This window comes from Pelomonas sp. SE-A7 (genome assembly GCF_030345705.1).
Taxonomy (GTDB): Bacteria; Pseudomonadota; Gammaproteobacteria; order Burkholderiales; family Burkholderiaceae_C; genus JAUASW01.
On record NZ_JAUASW010000003.1, the window covers coordinates 433520 to 450719 of the forward strand.

A 17200-nucleotide genomic window follows, 5' to 3' on the forward strand; every position below is an offset into this window, starting at 1 on the left:
AGTCGAAAAGCGGGCAATCTAGCAGAGGCGGCGTGCCGGCGCGCGTGCCGAAGCGCAGCAGGCAGCGGAATTGATTCAGGTGGCAAACAGCCGTGCGGCGTGCAGACCGAGACCGGTGGCCACCGAGGCAAACCGGTCGCCGCGCACGCTGTCGGCCGCGGGGAAGCCGGCCGCAATGCGCTCGGCCAGCAGGCGCAGGCCGGTCGAGCCACCGGTGAAATAGAGCGCGTCGATCTGCTCCGGCTTCAGGCCGGCCTGGGCCACGGTCTCCTGTCCGGCCGCCACGATGCGGTCTATGTCGGCGTCCAGCGACTCTATGGCCGTGGCCTCGCTCAGGTGGACCTGCAGTCCCGCCTCGATCAGGCCCAGGTCGATCTCGGCGTCGCCGCCGCCGGAGACGTCGATCTTGGCCTGCTCGGCCCGACCGACCAGCTCATGGCCCAGGCGCTCCTCCAGCACCGTCATCAGGCGCTGGTGGTGGCGCGGCTCGGCATAGAAGGTCCGCATGCTGCGCAGCTCGGCCACGCGCTGCGGGCTGTAGACCGTGTTGATCAGGTGCCAGGTGGCCAGGTCGAAGTAAACGCCGCTGGGCACTTCCAGCGCTACGCCATCGGCACGCGGCGGGCCGAACGACCGGTAGCCGAACTCGCGCAGGATGCTGGCCAGCTCCACATGGCGGTCGAAGTCGGTGCCGGCGATGTGGACGCCGTGGTTGGCCAGGATGTCGTCGCGGCGGTCCAGGCGCCGCATGCGCTCGGGCCCCACGCGCACGACCGAGAAGTCCGAGGTGCCGCCGCCAATGTCGGCGACCAGGACCAGGCGCTCGCGGTCGATCCGGCTCTCGTAGTCGAAGGCCGCCGCAATCGGCTCGAACTGGAAATGCACCTCGCCAAAACCCACGGCATGGGCCGCCGCCTCCAGCGAGGCCTGGGCCGCGGCATCGCGCTCCGGCTCGCCATCGACGAAGAACACCGGCCGGCCCAGCACGGCGCGGCCAATGCCATGGCCGGCCTGGGCCTCGGCCACGCGCTTGAGGCGCTTGAGGTAGCCGGCCACGATGTCGAAGTACTTGGCGCCGCGGCCACCGCCCACGTCGGTGGTCTGGTCGATCAGCGAGGAGCCGAGGATGCTCTTCATCGAGCGCATCAGGCGGCCGTCCACGCCGTCCACATAGGCCGCCACGGCTGCACGGCCAAAGGCGCGTGGCGGGCCGTCGGCGTCATGCCGGCCCTCGGCGTAATAGAAGACCGCCGTCGGCATCGTTCGCTGCCCGGCCTCCAGCTCGACCAGGGCCATGCCTTCGGCGCCCGGAATCGCCACGGCCGAATTGGACGTGCCGAAGTCGATCGCACAGAAGGAATGGGGACTGCTGCTCATGGCGGGCTGGAACGGAAAAGGGGCGCGGATTGTAGGCCCGCGCCCCTTGGAATCGGAGTCCGGACTCAGGCCGTGGCCATGCTGCGGATCGGGGCCGCCGTCTGCACGTCGCCGTAGAAGCCGAAGTCCATCTCCGGGCGGCGGCCGGCCATCAGCTCGGCCAGCGCGCGGCCCGAGCCGGCACCATGCGTCCAGCCCAGCGTGCCATGGCCGGCATTGATCCACAGGTTCGAAGCCTTCTTGCTGCGGCCGATGTAGGGGATGTTGGTCGGCGTGCTGGGACGCAGTCCGGTCCAGTAGTTGCGCTCGCTCAGATCGGCCACACCGGGGAACAGCTCCTCGTAGCGGCGCACCAGGGCGTCGCAGCGTACCTTGGCCGTGGCGCTGTTCAGGTTCAGGTCGAAGCCCGACAACTCGGCTGTGCCGGCGATGCGGATCGAATCGCCCAGGCGCGAGATCGCGATCTTGCGGGTGTCGTCCAGCAGGCTCACCACGCTGGCGGCCTCGGGCTTCTTCAGCTTCAGCGTGGCCGAGTAGCCCTTGGCCGGGTAGATGTTGAGGAATTCGCCCAGCGGCTTGAGCAGGGCCGGCGTGTAGCTGGCCATGGCGGTGACGAAGGCATCGGCCTTGAGCGCCTCGGCGCGGCCCGTGGCGCGCGAGCGGATCTGCACCGAGCTGATGCTCTGGCCCTGGCGCTCCAGGCCCAGCACGTCATGGCCGTACAGGAAGGTGGCACCGCGCTCGGCGCACAGCCGAGCCAGCTTCTGGGTGAACACGCGGGCGTCGCCGGATTCGTCGCTGGGCGTGTAAGTGCCGCCATAGACGCGGCCCTGGAAGCCGGCCAGCGCCGGCTCGATCTCCAGCACCTGGTCATGGTCCAGCACCCGGCGGTCCACGCCATGGCTGCGCATGATCTCGGCCGCGGCCACGCCGTTGTCGAAGTCTTCCTGGCTGGAGAAGAAGTGCAGGATGCCGCGCTCGATGCGGTCGTATTCGATGCCGGTCTCGTTGACCAGGGCCTTCAGCGAAGCATGGCTGTAGCGGCCCAGCTGGACCAGGCTCTCGACGTTGCGCTCGAAGGCCGCCGTCGTGCACTGAGTCAGGAAGGACAGGCCCCAGCGCCATTGGGCCGGGTCCAGGCGGGGACGGAACAGCAGCGGCGAGTCATCGCGCAGCAGCCACTTGGCCACTTTGAATGGCGCGCCGGCATTGGCCCAGGGCTCGCAGAAGCAGACCGAGATCTGGGCGCCGTTGGCGAAACTGGTTTCCAGCGCCGCGTCGTCCTGGCGGTCGACCACGGTCACCTCATGGCCCTGCTCCAGCAGATACCAGGCGGTGCTGATGCCGATGATGCCGGCCCCGAGAACGACGACTTTCATGGAAATGCTCCTGCGACGCAGCCCGACCAACGAGGGTGTAGTCCGGCGCGCCAACGACTGCAAGCCGGCGCGCCACTTTTGGAAAGCGCGGATTGTCGGCAGGGCCCGGCCAATCATGAAGCCGGATTCATATTTCTAGCAGTACATTAGCCGCACTTATGAAAGACCTGGATTCCGCCGGACTCGACTGCCTGGCTGCCCTGGCGGACGAGCGCAGCTTCGAGCGCGCCGCCGAGCGGCTGGCCATCACCCAGAGCGCGGTCTCGCAGCGGCTTCGCAGCCTGGAGGCCCAGGTCGGCCAGCTGCTCGTCGTTCGGTCCAGGCCCTTGCGGCTGACCGAGGGCGGAAAGGTCCTGCTCCGCTATGCACGCCAGTTGCACGCCCTGCGCAGCGATGTGCTGAGGGAGCTAGGCGAACGCGCTGCCATTCACGAACGCATCGCCATCGCGGTCAATGCCGACAGCCTGGCGACCTGGGTGTTGCCGGCGCTGGATCCCCTGGTGCAGCGCGGACTTCAGGAAGGCTTCGGCCTGGAACTGGTGGTCGATGACCAGGACTTCACCCACGACTGGCTGCGCCAGGGCGAGGTACTGGGCTGCGTCAGCACGGTCAAGCAGGCGCTGCGGGGCTGCGTGGTCCAACCGCTGGGCGTGATGCGCTACGTGGCCGTGGCCAGTCCGGAATTCCTGAAGAAGCAGCTGGGCGGGGATCTCAATGCCGGCAATTTCGCCCACCAGCCGTTCCTCGTCTTCAACCGCAAGGACGACGCTCAGGCGCTATGGGTCAGCAAGGCGCTCGGCGTGCGCAAGCCGCGCCTGCGCGAGCGCTTCGTGCCCTCCAGCGAGGCCTATACCCGGGCGGTCTGCATGGGCTGGGGCATAGGCGTGACCACCGAACTGCTGGTGCGGCCGCTGATCAAGAGCGGCGCCCTGGTCGCCCTGCACCCGGAGGTCAGCGTCGACGTGGCGCTTTACTGGCACCAATGGAAGCTGGAAGCCCAGCAGCTGGGCGCGCCCGGACGGGTGGCCTTGCTGGATCAGATCGGGGAAGCGTTGGCGGCCGGCGCCAACCAGGCGCTGGGCAGCCGCAAGTCCTCAGCGAGGCGCTGAAGCCGCCACGGCGGCAGGCATGGCCTCGGCCAGCAACAGCGGCTTGCCGCTGTCCGGCAGCCTAGACAACTCGAAAGCGAGCACGAGGGTGGTCAGGACGACGGTGGCCACAAAGCTGGCAGCCAGCCGGTTCAAGAGTCGATGGGTCATGGTTCGCGGAGCTTAGGCGCTGGGGCGGTTTCGCCACATCCTTCGGAAGTGGGAACCCTTCACACCGGAGCCGCAGTAGACAGCGCAGATGTTGCAGTCCTTGTGTCCATGTGTTTCCGATTGTTCCTGCGTGCGTTTTTCCCCACTGCCTCAGTTTAGTCACCGAGTTTGGGGGTTTCGCGGGGGCGCATAGCGAGCACACTAGAACCCAGCCGCCGACAGAGGTCCATCATGAGATTCGCGCCCTCGCTCCGCTTCTTCCGCAAGCCCCCAGCACCGGTCATCGAGCATGACCCGGCCGATCTGGGCACCGCCTTCGGCATGGAGGCTAGCCTCGAGGGCGACGACAGCGGGCTGCGGTCCAACGGCAACTACGGACTTGAATCTGAAAGAGCCGGCGCCGACAGCGAATCACCGCTGGCCTGGCTGTCCCGTCCGCGTTCCTGAGCCTGGGCGCTCAGCGCACCACGAGCACAGGCACGCCGCATTGCGCCATCACCTTGGTGGCGACCGACCCCAGCACCAGGTTGCCCAGCATGCTGTGGCCGTGCGAGCCCATCATCACCAGGTCGTAATCCGCCTTGTCCGCTAGCGCGGCAATTGCATCCGCGGCGGGCCCGACCTTGACCACGAAGTCGGCCTGCAGCTTCTGCTTGGCGAAGAAGCTGCGGATGGGCTTGAGCACCTTCTCGGCCTCGTCCTCGTAGTAGCCTTTCAGCGTGTCCTTGTCGAGCAGCGCCACGGCGCGCGGCGGCACGGCCGGCACCGCATGGATGATGGTGTACCTGTGGGCCGGGCCCAGCCATTCGTCGTGAGCCGTCAGGTAGGCCAGCATGCGCTTGCTGTACAGACTGCCATCGACGGCAACCAGGACTTTCATCGGCATCTCCTAGCTCGTTGACGGCCAAGTCTGACACGGCTGCGGGCCTGCGCCCTTGCGATCAAGCAACAGGTTCCGCAAAGACCTCGATGAGCCGCCCGCCCTGCCAGCCGTCGGCCTCGCCCTTGCGCCGGTGGCCGCGCGCATTGCAGACCACCCGCGTGCTGCCGCCCGCATGCTCGAAGCGGTAGTCATGGCGGCAGTGCAGATGACCATGCAGCCAAAGACCGGCACGTGGCAGCAGGGCCTCGTCGTTGTTGCAGAAGCTGGCCGTGCCGGGCTGACGTCCGTAGCGCGGGTCGCAGCTCCTGAGGCTGGGCGCGAAATGGGTGACGACCACGGTGGCGTCCCATTCGGAGCCCTGCGCCGGCTGCGCCAACGCAGATTCCAGGAACGCGCGACAGCGCAGGCCCTGTTCTCGCACGGCGGCGGCGTCGAAGGGCGCGCCGGCCACGGTCGCAGCCATCACCCGCTGGAAGTAGCCGGCGGCCCGCATGGCCCGTTCGCGCTCACGCTCGCCGAACAGGTCGAAATCGCTCCAGCGGGTGCTGCCGATGAAGCGGACGCGGCGGCCTTGTTCATCGCTGACAACCCGGCTGGCGTCGTCCAGCATCGTGAACCCATGTTCGTCCGACAGGGCGTGCAAGCCGGCTCTGGCTTCGGCAATGTCGCGCCGGTCGTATTCATGGTTGCCCGGCACGAAGAGCACCGGCACCGGCCAGTCGCGGAAGTGCTTCAGGCCTTCCCAGCTGCTGTCCACGTCACCGGCCAGCACCAGCAGATCGGCCCCCGGCGCCGGTTCGGCGTCGAAGGCCTCGGTCTCCAGGTGCAGGTCAGAGAGCAGCTGCAGCCGCACGTCGCCTCAGTTGCTGCCGTGGCACTGCTTGTACTTGCGACCCGAGCCACAGGGGCAGGGATCATTGCGCCCAACCTTGGGGCCTTCGCGCCGCAGGGTATCGACCCGGTAGCGCTCGGCCTCGGTCAGGTCGGCCAGGTCGGCCACGCAGACGACCAGTTCCTCGATGGCATCGTCGAGGTCCTTGAGCGGATGCTCGCGGTCCAGCGTGGCGACGATTTCCTTCTCTTCGTCGGTCTCGGCCGGCAGGTGGCGGTAGAGACGGGCCAGGGCGGCCATCACCGCGTCGTCCGCCATCTCCGAGAGTGCCGGGAAGCACAGCTGGGCATGCTGGAAACCGGCCACCCAGGGCAGCAGGGTGCGCGAGATCGGGCTCAGTGCCGCGACCTGCTCGTCCTCGCCTTCCTCGGGGGCCGGCGGCTCGTCTTCGTCCAGGTCCAGCACGACCGGATCGAACCAGCCGTCCTCGACCAGCTGGCGGTTCAGGGCCGCATGGCGGCGCTCGACCAGCTCGCGCACGCGGGCCAGCCACTCGGAGTCCACATCGTCGGGCAGCAGGCCGCCGTCGTAGTCAAAGATGTTGGGCAGCCATTCCTCAAAGCTGATCAGCCTCGGCTGCACGATCACGCCACACAGGTAGCCGTCCAGCATGGAAGCATCCAGCGCTTGCAGGGGTTCCGGCGTGGCGGCCAGCAGTTCGTCGAGTTCGGCGAACTCGGCATCGGTCAGGTCGGTGGTGCTCATGCGCCGATTGTCGCCGCTTCCGCTGCGCGGCTGGCGGCCAGGAGCTGCTCGCGCATCCAGCGCTGCTCGGCCCGCGCGTCGTTGCGCAGATGCCAGAGCATGTCGACGTGAACCGGCCGCACCGGCATGGGCAGGCGGCGCTCGGTCAGCTGCTGGCGAAAGCCCGTGGCCTCGATGAACGAAGCCGGCAGCACGGTCAGCAGGTCGGAATGAGCCACGATGCGCCCGGCGGTGAAGAACTGGTTGACCGTCAGCTCGATGCGGCGGCTCCTGTGCAGGGCGGCCAGGGCCTCGTCGATAAAGCCATGCGGCCGGCCCGAGAAGCTGACCAGCAGATGCCGGGCAGCGCAGTAGGCGTCAAGCGTCAGCGGCTGGTCGGCCAGCGGATGGTCGCGGCGCATCACGCAGACATATTCGCTGTCGTAGAGCCGGGCCTGGCGGATGGCCGCCGCCGGGCCCTGGGCCTGGACCGCTGCTACGGCATTCGGGAAGAAGCCCAGCGCCAAGTCGGCGTCGCCCTGCTCCAGCAGGTGGCGCGGATCACGAGTGGTCAGCGGCAGCACATGGACCTGGGCCCGGGCACCTGCCGCTTCCAGCTGGCGCACCAGCGGCGGCAGCAGCAACGCCGCGGTGGCGTCGGCCATAGCCAGGCGGAAGGTGCTGTCCTGGCGCTGCGGGTCGAACTCGGCCGGATCCAGCAGCTGCTGCAGCCGGCCCAGGGCCTCGCGCACCTCGGGCCAGATCGCCTCGGCCCGGGCGCTGGGCTTCATGCCGAAGGCCTGGCGGGTGAACAGGTCCTCGCCCAGCGACTCCCGCAATCGCTTGATCGCATGGCTGACGGCCGGCTGCGTCATGGCCAGGCGCTCGGCGGCCCGCGTGAGGTTGCGCTCGGCCATCACCGCGTCGAACACCCGAAGCAGGTTCAGGTCCAGCGTACGGAAATTCATGGGAAACCTACGACATCAGATTGGCGAATATCGTAGTTCCAAAACATTCATTGGCGACATTTCAAGGGTTTACCCATACTTCAGCCATCGGCTCTACCCGAGCCCGTTTCAGGAGGAACCGCCATGAGCATCGCCACCCAAACCTACGGTCTGCCGCTCGCTCGCCAAATCGCACACGGCGGCTCGTTTGCTTCGATAGGCGCCCGCATCTGGCTGCGCCTGCTGGCTTCCATCCAGGCCCGCCTGGAAGTCGCCCGCGCCCAGCGCGCCGAACGCGAACTGCTGGCTCTGGCCGCGCAGTACGAGAGCAGCATGCCTTCGTTCGCCGCCGAGCTGCGCGCCGCCTACAACCGCCGCGGCTGATCGCTCAAGCCGGACCGGCAAAGCAAAAGGCGCCCCTCAGGGCGCCTTTCTCATTGCAGTTTGGCAAGCTCAGAGGGCCTTCAGGCGCTCTTCGATCTTGCTCTTGGTTGCCGGCAGGGCGGCCGGCAGGCCCTGTGCCAGCTGCTCGAACAGCTGCTCGTGCAAGCCCAGTTCGGCCAGCCAGGCGGCCTTGTCGATGCTGGTGACCTGCTGGAACTGCTCGCGGCTGAAGGCCAGACCGTCCCAGTTGATGTCCTCGTAGCGCGGGGTGACGCCAAAGACATTCTCCTCGCCCTGGCCCGTGCCATCGACGCGGTCCAGCATCCACTTCAGCACGCGCATGTTCTCGCCATAGCCGGGCCAGACGAACTTGCCGTCCGGGCCCTTGCGGAACCAGTTGACGCAGAAGATTTTCGGCAGCTTGCCGCCACCCGCTTCCAGCTTGGCGCCCAGTTCCAGCCAGTGACGGAAGTAGTCGGCCATGTTGTAGCCCATGAAGGGCAGCATGGCGAACGGGTCGCGGCGCACCACGCCCTGCTGGCCGGCGGCCGCAGCCGTGGTCTCGGAGCCCATGGTGGCAGCCATGTAGACACCCTCGACCCAGTCGCGCGCCTCGGTCGCCAGCGGCACCGTGGTGGAGCGGCGGCCGCCGAAGATGAAGGCATCGATGGCCACGCCGGCCGGGTTGTCCCATTCACCGTCCAGCGCCGGGTTGTTGATCGCCGCCACCGTGAAGCGGGCGTTCGGATGGGCGGCCTTGGCGCCGGTCTGCTTGGCGATCTCCGGCGTCCAGTCCTTGCCCTGCCAGTCGATCAGGTGGGCCGGCGGCGTGTCGGTCATGCCCTCCCACCAGACGTCGCCGTCATCGGTCAGCGCGACATTGGTGAAGATCACGTCCTTGCCCAGGCTGGCCATGCAGTTGGCGTTGGTCAGCGTATTGGTACCGGGGGCGACGCCGAAGTAGCCGGCTTCCGGGTTGATCGCATACAGGCGGCCATCGGCATGGGGCTTGATCCAGGCGATGTCGTCGCCGATGGTCGTCACCTTCCAGCCATTGAAGGCCTGAGGCGCGATCAGCATGGCGAAATTGGTCTTGCCGCAGGCGCTGGGGAAGGCGGCTGCCACGTGGTACTTCTTGCCGGCCGGCGAGGTGACGGCCAGGATCAGCATGTGCTCGGCCAGCCAGCCCTCGTCGCGGCCCATGGTGGAGGCGATGCGCAGGGCCATGCACTTCTTGCCCAGCAGGGCGTTGCCACCGTAGCCCGAGCCATAGGACCAGATCTCGCGGGTCTCGGGATAGTGGACGATGTACTTGGTGGCGTTGCAGGGCCAGGCCACGTCCTTCTGGCCGGCCTCCAGCGGCGCGCCGACGGTGTGGACGCAGGGCACGAAGCTGCCGTCTTCTCCCAGGATGTCCAGCACCGCGCGACCCATGCGGGTCATGATGCGCATGTTCACGGCCACATAGGGGCTGTCGGACAGCTCGACGCCGATCTGTGCGATGGGCGAACCCAGCGGGCCCATGCTGAAGGGCACGACGTAGAGCGTGCGGCCACGCATGGCACCCTTGAACAGGGCCTGGTCACCGGTCTGCAGCAGGCCGCGCATCTCGGCCGGGTCCATCCAGTTGTTGGTCGGGCCGGCGTCTTCCTTGCGGGCCGAACAGATGTAGGTGCGGTCCTCGACCCGGGCCACGTCGCTGGGGTCGGAGCAGGCCAGGAAGCTGCCAGGGCGCTTGGCGGCGTCGAGTTTCTTGAAGGTACCGGCCTCGACCAGCTTGGCGCAGAGCCGGTCGTACTCGGCCTGGCTGCCGTCACACCAGTAGACGTCGCGCGCCTCGGTCAGCGCAGCGACCTCGGCGACCCAGGCGATCAGGCGCTGGTGGCGCAGATACGCCGGCGCATTCAGGCGCAGGCCTTCCATCACGGGTTGGTTCATGGTTGTACCCATCCAAATCAATAAAAAAGCAGGATTGGGACAACCTCGGCAGGCCTCCGCCCGCAGGGCAAAAGCTGGGCCGGGGCTGGCCCAATGCCGCTCGTCGCATCGCCTCAGGGTGTCAAGGTCGGGACCGGCAACAGCTGTCGAAAACCAGGTCGCGGCGGTGGCCGCAACCTCCATGCCCGGCCGTGTCGGCGGGGTGCTGGAATTGTCGGCGCAATGTAACCATGCCGTAACCTCCCTCACCCCCGGGGTCATGCAATTCCGGAATAAGTTCATGCCCGGGCAGGTCCCGGTGTCTGCCCTTCAGCCACAATCGACCGGCGTCACAAACGCTTCACACCCACCGTCTTTCATGGCCGAGAACAAGCCCTCGAAGCTGCGCCAGCGCCTGATGCTCCTGGTCGGCCTGGTGCTTTTGCTGATGACGGCGACCGGCGTGTTCACCCTGACGCAGCTGAAGGAAGTCGCCCACAGCGCCGACACGCTCTACAAGGACCGGCTGATTCCGCTGGAGCAGATGCGGCGCATCGGCCAGACCTTCGGCACCGACCTGCCGGCCATCGTCAGCCAGCTGCGCGACGGTCGCCTGTCACTGCCGCTGGCACGCCAGCAACTGGACCGCTCGGAGCAGGCCGCACGCCGTGCCTGGGGCGATTACCTGGAAACCTATCTTGTTGACGCCGAGAAGCGCCTGATTCAGCGCGCCGAGCCCGAGCTGCAGCGCGGCTATGCCGGCCTGGCCAGGCTCCGCAAACTGCTGCAGCTCGGCCAGCTCGACCTGCTCACCGCCGCTTACGGCAGCGAGCTGCGCGCCGACGTCGAGCCGCTGATGGTGATCCTCAACGAGCTGATGGACGTGCAGCTCCAGGTCGGCCGGCGTGAGGCCGAGGACAGCCAGAAGGCCTTCAAGAAGGCCGTTCTGTGGGTCTCGATCATGGTGATCCTGACCGCCGCGCTGGGCCTGTTCCTGGCCGGCGCCGTGCTGCAGACCCATCGCGAGGAGCAGAGCGCCGCGGCGGCCAGCCGCGCCCGGGTCCAGCGCTTCTACATGGCCTTGTCGCAGACCAACCAGCTGATCGTGCGCAACCCGGAGTCGGTCCAATACCTGTTCGATGCCCTGTGCCGCATCTGCGTGGAGACCGGCCATGCCAAGCTGGCCCAGGTGGTGATGAAGACCGAGGACGGCCAGCATGAGCGCGTGGCCTGCTTCGGCCCACTCGAAAAGCTGATGCCCGGCGCACCGCGGCGCTGGCGGCCCGACGCCCCGCAGGCGGCGCTGTGCCGCGAGGCGCTCGACGAAGGCCAGCACGCAATCAGCAACCATGCGATCGCCGACGCCCGCACCTTGCGCGGGTTGATACCGCCAGGCGTCGAGGCCATGGCGGCCTTTCCGCTGCGGCGCAACGGCCAGGTGGTCGGCGCCCTGAACCTGCTGGCCGCCGAACCGGATTTCTTCGACGAGGCGCTGACGGCCCTGCTGGACGAGATGGCCGGCGATGTGTCCTTCGCGCTGGACAACCTGGATCGCGATCAGGCCCGCCGCGACGGCCTGGTCCAGGCCCAGGCCGAGCGGGCCTTGTTCGAGCGCCTGTTCAACGCCCCCTCGATGGCCGCCGCGGTGATTCGCCGCTCGGACGGCCAGATGCTGGAGGTCAACGACGAGATGTGCCGCCGCTATGGCTATGAGCGCGAGCAGCTGCTGGGCCACCGCATGCACGACCTGCATGTAGGCCTGGTCGAGACCGACCGCCAGCGCTTCAACAAGCTGTTGTCGACCGACGGCCGGGTCCGGGCCATGGAGGCTGCGGTCCGGGTGCGCGACGGCAGCCTGCGCCAGACCATCATGAACGGTGAGCTGATCGACTACCGCGGCGAGCCCTGTGTGCTGGCCACCAGCCTGGATGTGACGGAGTTGCGCGCCGTCCAGGCCCACCAGCAGCAGCAATGAGCGGCGGACTCCGCAGCCTGATCAGCCTGAACACCGGCAGTGTCCAAGACCTGGCCACGCCGCAGGGCCATGTGCCCAGCGCCATCGTCAAGCGGCCACGCGAAGGCGCGGTGCTCGCCGGCGAACTGGGCCTGGCGGGCGACGAACAAGCCGACCCGCGCTTCCACGGCGGTCCGGCCAAGGCGGTCTACGCCTACCCCTCCGAGCACTACCCGTTCTGGCAGACCGTGCGCGCCCAGGCCGGCGCGGCGCCCTGGGGCCAGGTCTTGCCCTGGGGCAGCCTGGGCGAGAACCTGACGCTGGCCGGCCTGGTCGAGAGCCAGGTCTGGATGGGCGACCGGCTGGTGTTTCCGGACTGCGAGCTGGTGGTCAGCGAACCGCGCCAGCCCTGCTTCAAGTTCAACGCCGTGATGGGCTTCGACCAGGCCGCCAAGCTGATGTGGCAAAGCGGCTGGTGCGGTTTCTACCTGGCCGTGGTCAAGCCGGGCCCGCTGCAGGCCGGCCAGGACTTCGAACTGGTCGCCGGTCCGCGTGAGCTGGGGCTCGCGGAGCTGTTCAAGTCGAAGGCAGGTCGCTCAAGCAGCTAGGGCCGGGTAGTCGATGTAGCCCTTGGCGTCGCCGCCGTACAGCGTGGCGCGGTCCAGCGGCTGCAGCGGCGCGTTCAGGCGCAGGCGGCGCACCAGGTCCGGGTTGGAGATGAAGTCGCGGCCGAAGGCTATCGCGTCGGCCTCGCCGGCGGCCACGGCTTGCAGCGCCATTTCGCGGCTGTAGCCGTTGTTGGCGATCCAGGTGCCGCCGAAGCGCTGTCGCATCGCCTGGTAGTCGAACGGCGCGATGTCACGCGGGCCGCCGGTCTGGCCTTCGACCACATCGAGGAAGGCCAGCTTCAGCGGGGCCAGCTGCTCGGCCACATGGTTGAACAGCGCCTGGGCCTGGCTGTCCTGGCCGGCGTCGTTGACCGGGGTCACCGGCGACAGGCGCAGGCCGGTGCGGCCGGGGCCGATGGCGGCGGCGATGGCCGTCATCACCTCGACCAGCAGGCGGGCGCGGTTCTCGATCGAGCCACCGTACTGGTCGGTGCGGTCATTGATGCTGTCGCGCAGGAACTGGTCGATCAGGTAGCCATTGGCGCCGTGCACCTCGACCGCATCGAAGCCCGCCTCCATGGCGCAGCGCGCGGCATGCACGAAGGCAGCCACGACGCCAGGGATCTCCTCGGTGGCCAGCGCCCGCGGCGCCGACACCGGCACCAGGCCTTCGGCCGTGAAGGTCTTGCCGTTGGCCGGCCGTGATGTCGAGGACACCGGCGCCCGCCCCTCGGGCTGGAACACCTGGTGCGAGATGCGGCCCACATGCCAGAGCTGCACGGCGATCTTGCCGCCGGCCGCATGGACCGCATCGGTCACCTCGCGCCAGGCCGCGATCTGCTCGGACGAATGGATGCCGGGCGTGTCCAGATAGCCCTGGCCCTCGGGATTGATCTGCGTGCCCTCGGTGATGATCAGGCCGGCCGCGGCGCGCTGGCGGTAGTACTCGACGGCCATGGCGCCCGGCTTCAGGCCGCGCGAGCGGCTGCGGGTCAGCGGCGCCATCACGATGCGGTTGGCAAGTATCAGGTCGCCGATCTGCATGGGGTCGAAGAGGCTGGGCATGGTGTCTTGGGTAGGCAGGAATTCAACGAGGCCCGCAGGCTAACCGGGCCACCGGCGTTCTGCAGCCCCGCAGGCGACAGCCGCACCGCCCGCAATGCCTCGCGGCCAAGCTCAGCAAAATGCCGGCAAAGCTGGTAGCGGCTGAGACAATGGCGCCATGCTCGCCTACCGACACGCCTTCCACGCCGGCAACCACGCCGATGTCCTCAAGCACCTGGTCCTCACCCAGGTGCTTCGCTACATGGGCGAGAAGGACAAGGCCTACACCCTGGTGGACACCCACGCCGGCGCCGGTGGCTACTCGGTCGAGGGCCGCTATGCGCAGAAGAAGGGCGAGTACGCCGGCGGCGTGGCCAGGCTCTGGGACGCCAAGGACCTGCCCGAGCCGCTGCAGCCCTATGTAGAGCTGGTCAAGGAATTCAATCCGGACGGCCAGCTGCGCCAGTACCCGGGCTCGCCGGCCCTGGCCAATCTGCTGATGCGCGAGCAGGACCGGCTGCGCTGCTACGAGATCCACCCTACCGACCAGCGCATCCTCGCCAGCTACCTGGAGCCACGTGCCAACACCCAGGTCTTCGACAAGGACGGCTTCAGCTCGCTGAAGGCCGAGCTGCCGCCGCCCTCGCGCCGGGCGGTCGTGCTGATGGACCCGTCCTACGAGCTCAAGACCGACTACGGCAAGGTGCTGGCCGCGCTGCGCGAAGGCCTGCAGAAGTTTCCCGAGACCGTGTTCCTGATCTGGTATCCGCAGCTCGCGCTGCTGGAATCCAACCAGCTGCCCCAGCGCCTCAAGGCCACGGCCGACCAGATGGCCAAGAAGGGCTGGCTGCATGTGCGCCTGACCGTCACGCAGCCCGACGACAAGGGCTTCGGCATGCTGGGCAGCGGCATGTTCGTCGTCAACCCGCCGTTCACGCTGCACGACCAGCTCAAGGACTGCCTGCCCTGGCTGGTCGAACACCTGGGCCAGTACGACGGCGCCAGCTTCCTGCTGGAGCAGCAGGTCAGCTGAGCGCCGGCCTCACTCAGTAGGCGGCCGTGAAGCGCCGCTGGATGTGCTTGGGCGCCTCCAGTTCGTCGACGATGGCCACGGCCAGATCGGCCACGCTGAGATTGGATTCGCCGTTGGCATCGGCCAGCAGCTCCTCGCCACCCAGGCGGTAGCTGCCGCGGCGCTCGCCGGGCACCAGGTGGGCGGCCGGCGAGACGAAGCTCCAGTCCAGGCCCTTCTCGCCGCGGATGCGGTTCAGCAACTCGCGGGCCGCCAGGGCACCGGCCTTCCATTGCTCCGGGAACTCCGGCGTATCGACCAGCTGCACGCCGGGCGCCACATAGAGGCTGCCAGCACCGCCGACCACGACCAGCCGGCGCAGGCCGGCCTGCTTGGTGCCGGTGAGGATGGCAGCCGAGCCGCGCAGGAAGTCCTCGTACAGATTGGCATTGGCCCAGCCGGCGTTGAAGGCGCTGACCACCGCATCGGCTCCGCGCACCGCGGCGGCCACGCTGTCCGGGTTCATCACATCGGCCTGCACCGCGCTCAGGCCTTCGCGGGCCACCAGCTTGGCCGGGTCGCGGCTCAGGGCCTTGACCTGGTGGCCGCGGTTCAGCAGTTCGTTCAAGAGGGCGCTGCCTACATAGCCGGTGGCTCCGATCAGGGCGACTTTCATGAGGATCCTTTGCGGGCCGCGTGGCCCTCAGTTGCGATGCTTGAACTGTAGGAACTTCACAATCACCGGATAAGTCCTCAGAATCGCCGCAGACTCTTTAGCCAACCTTCACAATCAAGCGATGCTGGACCAACTGAAACGCATGGCGGTGCTGGCCACCGTGGTCGAACAGGGCAGCTTCGTGGCCGCGGCACGGCAGCTGAAGACCACCACCTCGGCCGTCAGCCAGCAGGTGCGGCTGCTGGAGCGCGACATGGGTGTGACCCTGTTGCACCGCTCGACCCGCAAGCTCGCTCTGACGCCGGCCGGCGAGCGCTTTCACGAGGGCTGCGCCGCCATGCTGGCCGCGGCCCGCGGGGCCCAGCAGGGCCTGCTCCAGCTGCGAGACGCACCGGAAGGCGAGCTGCGGATTGCGGCGCCGGTGGGCTTCGCCCGTCATGTCGGTCCGGCCCTCGCGCCGCTGCTCGCCGCCCATCCCGGCCTGAGCCTGCACCTTGAAGTCGAGGACGGCTTCACCGACCTGATCGCCAAGCGCATAGACCTGGCGATCCGCTTCGGCCGCCTGCCCGACAGCGCCTGGGCGGCGCAGCGCATAGGCGCTCAACCGATCTCGCTCTACGCAGCGCCGGCCTACCTGGCGAGGCGCGGCGTGCCGGCGCGTCTCGAGGAGCTGGAGTCGCACGACTGGCTGCTGCTGCGCCCCGGCACCGACGGTCCGCAGCAGCTGGACCTGCAGCAGCAGTCGGTGCAAAGGCAGCTGCGCGTGCGGCCACGCGCCAGCAGCAACAACCAGCTGAGCCTGCAGCAGCTCTGCGAATCCGGCCAGGGTCTGGCCCTGCTCGGCGATGAGGATGTTCGCGAAGCCCGCGAGGCCGGCCGCCTGCTGCCGCTGATGCCGGGCCTGCATCTGCCGCCGCTGCCCATCTACGCGCTGGCTCCGCAGCGCGACGCCCAGCCGGCCAAGGTGCGCCACGCGATCCAGGCGCTGAAGGAACACCTGGCCGCGATACTGCCGCCATGAACGCGTCCGTCGACAACAAGAACGGCCCGCTGGCCGGCCTCAAGGTGCTGGAACTCGGCCAGCTGATCGCTGGCCCCTTCGCCGGCAAGACCCTGGCCGACTTCGGCGCCGAAGTGATCAAGGTCGAGCCGCCCGAAGGCGACCCCTTGCGCCAGTGGCGCATGTTGCACGAGGGCACCAGCGTCTGGTGGCAGGTGCAGAGCCGCAACAAGCAGAGCGTCACCCTGGACCTGCGCACCGAGCAGGGCCGTGCCGACGTGCGCGCGCTGGCCGCCGAGGCCGATGTGCTGATCGAGAACTTCCGCCCCGGCCTGATGGAAGACTGGGGCCTGGACTACGCCACCCTGTCGGCCGCCAATCCGCGCCTGATCATGTTGCGCATCAGCGGCTACGGCCAGACCGGCCCCTACCGCGACCTGCCCGGCTTCGCCGTCGTGGCCGAGGCCATGGGCGGGCTGCGCCACCTGATGGGCGAACCGGGCCGGGTGCCGGTGCGGGCCGGCGTCAGCCTGGGCGACACGATGGCCGCCCTGCATGGCGTGATCGGCGTGCTGATGGCCCTTCAGGCGCGCCAGCGAACCGGCCGCGGCCAGGTGGTCGATGTGGCGCTGTACGAGTCGGTCTTCAATTGCATGGAGTCGCTGCTGCCCGAGTTCAGCGCCTTCGGTGCGGTGCGCCAGCCGGCCGGTTCGGCCCTGCCCGGCATCGCGCCCAGCAATGCCTACCGCTGCGCCGACGGCCAGGTCGTGATCGGTGGCAATGGCGACTCGATCTTCAAGCGCCTGATGGCGGCCATAGCCCGCGACGACCTGGGGCAGGACCCGCAGCTGGCCGGCAATGCCGGCCGCGCGGCACGGGTCGATGAGCTGGATGCCGCCATCACCAGCTGGACGGTCCAGCGCTCGGTGGACGAGGTGGTTGCCACGCTGCAGACGGCCCGCGTGCCGGTGGGCCGGATCTACACCGCCAAGGACATCGCCGAGGATCCTCACTACCGCGCCCGCCAGATGATCGAGACCATCACCACGGCCGCCGGCCTGCAGCTCGACGTGCCCGGCATCGTGCCCAAGCTGAGCGAGACGCCGGGGGCGATCCGTTCACTGGCGCCCGAGCTGGGCGAGCACAACGACCGCCTGCTGACCAAGCGCAGCTGCTAGGCTGCG

The 17200-nt window shown here is 68.3% G+C and carries 18 protein-coding genes; 8 read left to right on the forward strand and 10 right to left on the reverse strand.

The window, feature by feature from the left end; all coding sequences use genetic code 11:
- Positions 1-75: 75 nt before the first annotated feature.
- A complete protein-coding gene (locus QT382_RS19980; RefSeq protein WP_289255882.1) occupies positions 76-1377 on the reverse strand; it encodes an Hsp70 family protein in 1302 nt (433 codons plus the stop codon).
- Positions 1378-1442: 65 nt separating this feature from the next.
- Complete coding sequence (locus tag QT382_RS19985; RefSeq protein ID WP_289255883.1) at positions 1443-2756, reverse strand: D-amino acid dehydrogenase; 1314 nt, start codon at positions 2754-2756, stop codon at positions 1443-1445.
- A 158-nt stretch (positions 2757-2914) separates the two neighbouring features.
- Between QT382_RS19985 and QT382_RS19990 the strand changes: the two genes are divergently transcribed.
- Entirely contained in the window at positions 2915-3865 is a 951-nt protein-coding gene (locus QT382_RS19990; protein WP_289255884.1) for a LysR family transcriptional regulator ArgP, read from the forward strand.
- Here QT382_RS19990 and QT382_RS19995 read toward each other — a convergent pair.
- Positions 3851-4015: a hypothetical protein gene (locus QT382_RS19995; RefSeq protein ID WP_289255885.1), complete on the reverse strand. Its 165-nt coding sequence runs from the start codon at positions 4013-4015 to the stop codon at positions 3851-3853. The genes QT382_RS19990 and QT382_RS19995 overlap by 15 nt on opposite strands.
- Before the next feature lie 231 nt (positions 4016-4246).
- Here QT382_RS19995 and QT382_RS20000 point away from each other — a divergent pair, with 231 nt between their 5' ends.
- Positions 4247-4462 (forward strand): hypothetical protein, encoded by a 216-nt coding sequence (locus QT382_RS20000; RefSeq protein WP_289255886.1) that lies wholly within the window; start codon positions 4247-4249, stop codon positions 4460-4462.
- Between the two features lie 10 nt (positions 4463-4472).
- On the opposite strand, the gene QT382_RS20005 is transcribed toward QT382_RS20000, so the two are convergent.
- The 4 genes from QT382_RS20005 to QT382_RS20020 form a co-directional block, all read right to left on the reverse strand.
- Positions 4473-4895 (reverse strand): universal stress protein, encoded by a 423-nt coding sequence (locus QT382_RS20005; RefSeq protein WP_289255887.1) that lies wholly within the window; start codon positions 4893-4895, stop codon positions 4473-4475.
- A gap of 61 nt (positions 4896-4956) precedes the next feature.
- Positions 4957-5751, reverse strand: a complete 795-nt coding sequence (locus tag QT382_RS20010; protein ID WP_289255888.1) for a metallophosphoesterase — start codon at positions 5749-5751, stop codon at positions 4957-4959.
- Between the two features lie 6 nt (positions 5752-5757).
- Entirely contained in the window at positions 5758-6495 is a 738-nt protein-coding gene (locus QT382_RS20015; protein WP_289255889.1) for a UPF0149 family protein, read from the reverse strand.
- On the reverse strand, positions 6492-7442 hold the full coding sequence (locus QT382_RS20020; protein ID WP_289255890.1) for a LysR family transcriptional regulator: 951 nt from the start codon (positions 7440-7442) through the stop codon (positions 6492-6494). Before QT382_RS20020 ends, QT382_RS20015 begins: the two co-directional genes overlap by 4 nt.
- Positions 7443-7565: 123 nt before the next feature.
- Between QT382_RS20020 and QT382_RS20025 the strand changes: the two genes are divergently transcribed.
- Positions 7566-7805, forward strand: a complete 240-nt coding sequence (locus QT382_RS20025; protein ID WP_289255891.1) for a hypothetical protein — start codon at positions 7566-7568, stop codon at positions 7803-7805.
- Between the two features lie 69 nt (positions 7806-7874).
- Here QT382_RS20025 and QT382_RS20030 read toward each other — a convergent pair whose 3' ends face one another.
- Positions 7875-9743, reverse strand: a complete 1869-nt coding sequence (locus QT382_RS20030) for a phosphoenolpyruvate carboxykinase (GTP) (RefSeq protein ID WP_289255892.1) — start codon at positions 9741-9743, stop codon at positions 7875-7877.
- 358 nt (positions 9744-10101) lie between these two features.
- Between QT382_RS20030 and QT382_RS20035 the strand changes: the two genes are divergently transcribed.
- Together QT382_RS20035 and QT382_RS20040 are read left to right on the forward strand one after the other, a co-directional pair.
- Positions 10102-11697 (forward strand): GAF domain-containing protein, encoded by a 1596-nt coding sequence (locus QT382_RS20035; protein ID WP_289255893.1) that lies wholly within the window; start codon positions 10102-10104, stop codon positions 11695-11697.
- Positions 11694-12284 carry an MOSC domain-containing protein gene (locus tag QT382_RS20040; RefSeq protein WP_289255894.1) on the forward strand — a complete coding sequence of 197 codons (591 nt, stop codon included), beginning with the start codon at positions 11694-11696 and terminating at the stop codon, positions 12282-12284. Before QT382_RS20035 ends, QT382_RS20040 begins: the two co-directional genes overlap by 4 nt.
- Here QT382_RS20040 and QT382_RS20045 read toward each other — a convergent pair.
- The gene (locus QT382_RS20045) at positions 12273-13349 is read right to left on the reverse strand and encodes an alkene reductase (RefSeq protein ID WP_289255895.1); all 1077 of its coding nucleotides are present in this window, start codon (positions 13347-13349) and stop codon (positions 12273-12275) included. The genes QT382_RS20040 and QT382_RS20045 overlap by 12 nt on opposite strands.
- Before the next feature lie 157 nt (positions 13350-13506).
- Here QT382_RS20045 and QT382_RS20050 point away from each other — a divergent pair, with 157 nt between their 5' ends.
- Complete coding sequence (locus QT382_RS20050; RefSeq protein WP_289255896.1) at positions 13507-14361, forward strand: 23S rRNA (adenine(2030)-N(6))-methyltransferase RlmJ; 855 nt, start codon at positions 13507-13509, stop codon at positions 14359-14361.
- 13 nt (positions 14362-14374) lie between these two features.
- Here QT382_RS20050 and QT382_RS20055 read toward each other — a convergent pair whose 3' ends face one another.
- On the reverse strand, positions 14375-15016 hold the full coding sequence (locus QT382_RS20055; RefSeq protein WP_289255897.1) for an NAD(P)-dependent oxidoreductase: 642 nt from the start codon (positions 15014-15016) through the stop codon (positions 14375-14377).
- A 121-nt stretch (positions 15017-15137) separates the two neighbouring features.
- On the opposite strand from QT382_RS20055, the gene QT382_RS20060 reads away from it, so the two are divergent.
- Entirely contained in the window at positions 15138-16037 is a 900-nt protein-coding gene (locus QT382_RS20060) for a LysR family transcriptional regulator (protein ID WP_353957283.1), read from the forward strand.
- Positions 16034-17194, forward strand: coding sequence for a CaiB/BaiF CoA transferase family protein (locus tag QT382_RS20065; RefSeq protein WP_289255898.1), 1161 nt, complete (start codon positions 16034-16036; stop codon positions 17192-17194). The genes QT382_RS20060 and QT382_RS20065 overlap by 4 nt, the downstream gene beginning before the upstream one ends.
- The last annotated feature ends 6 nt before the right edge of the window (positions 17195-17200 follow it).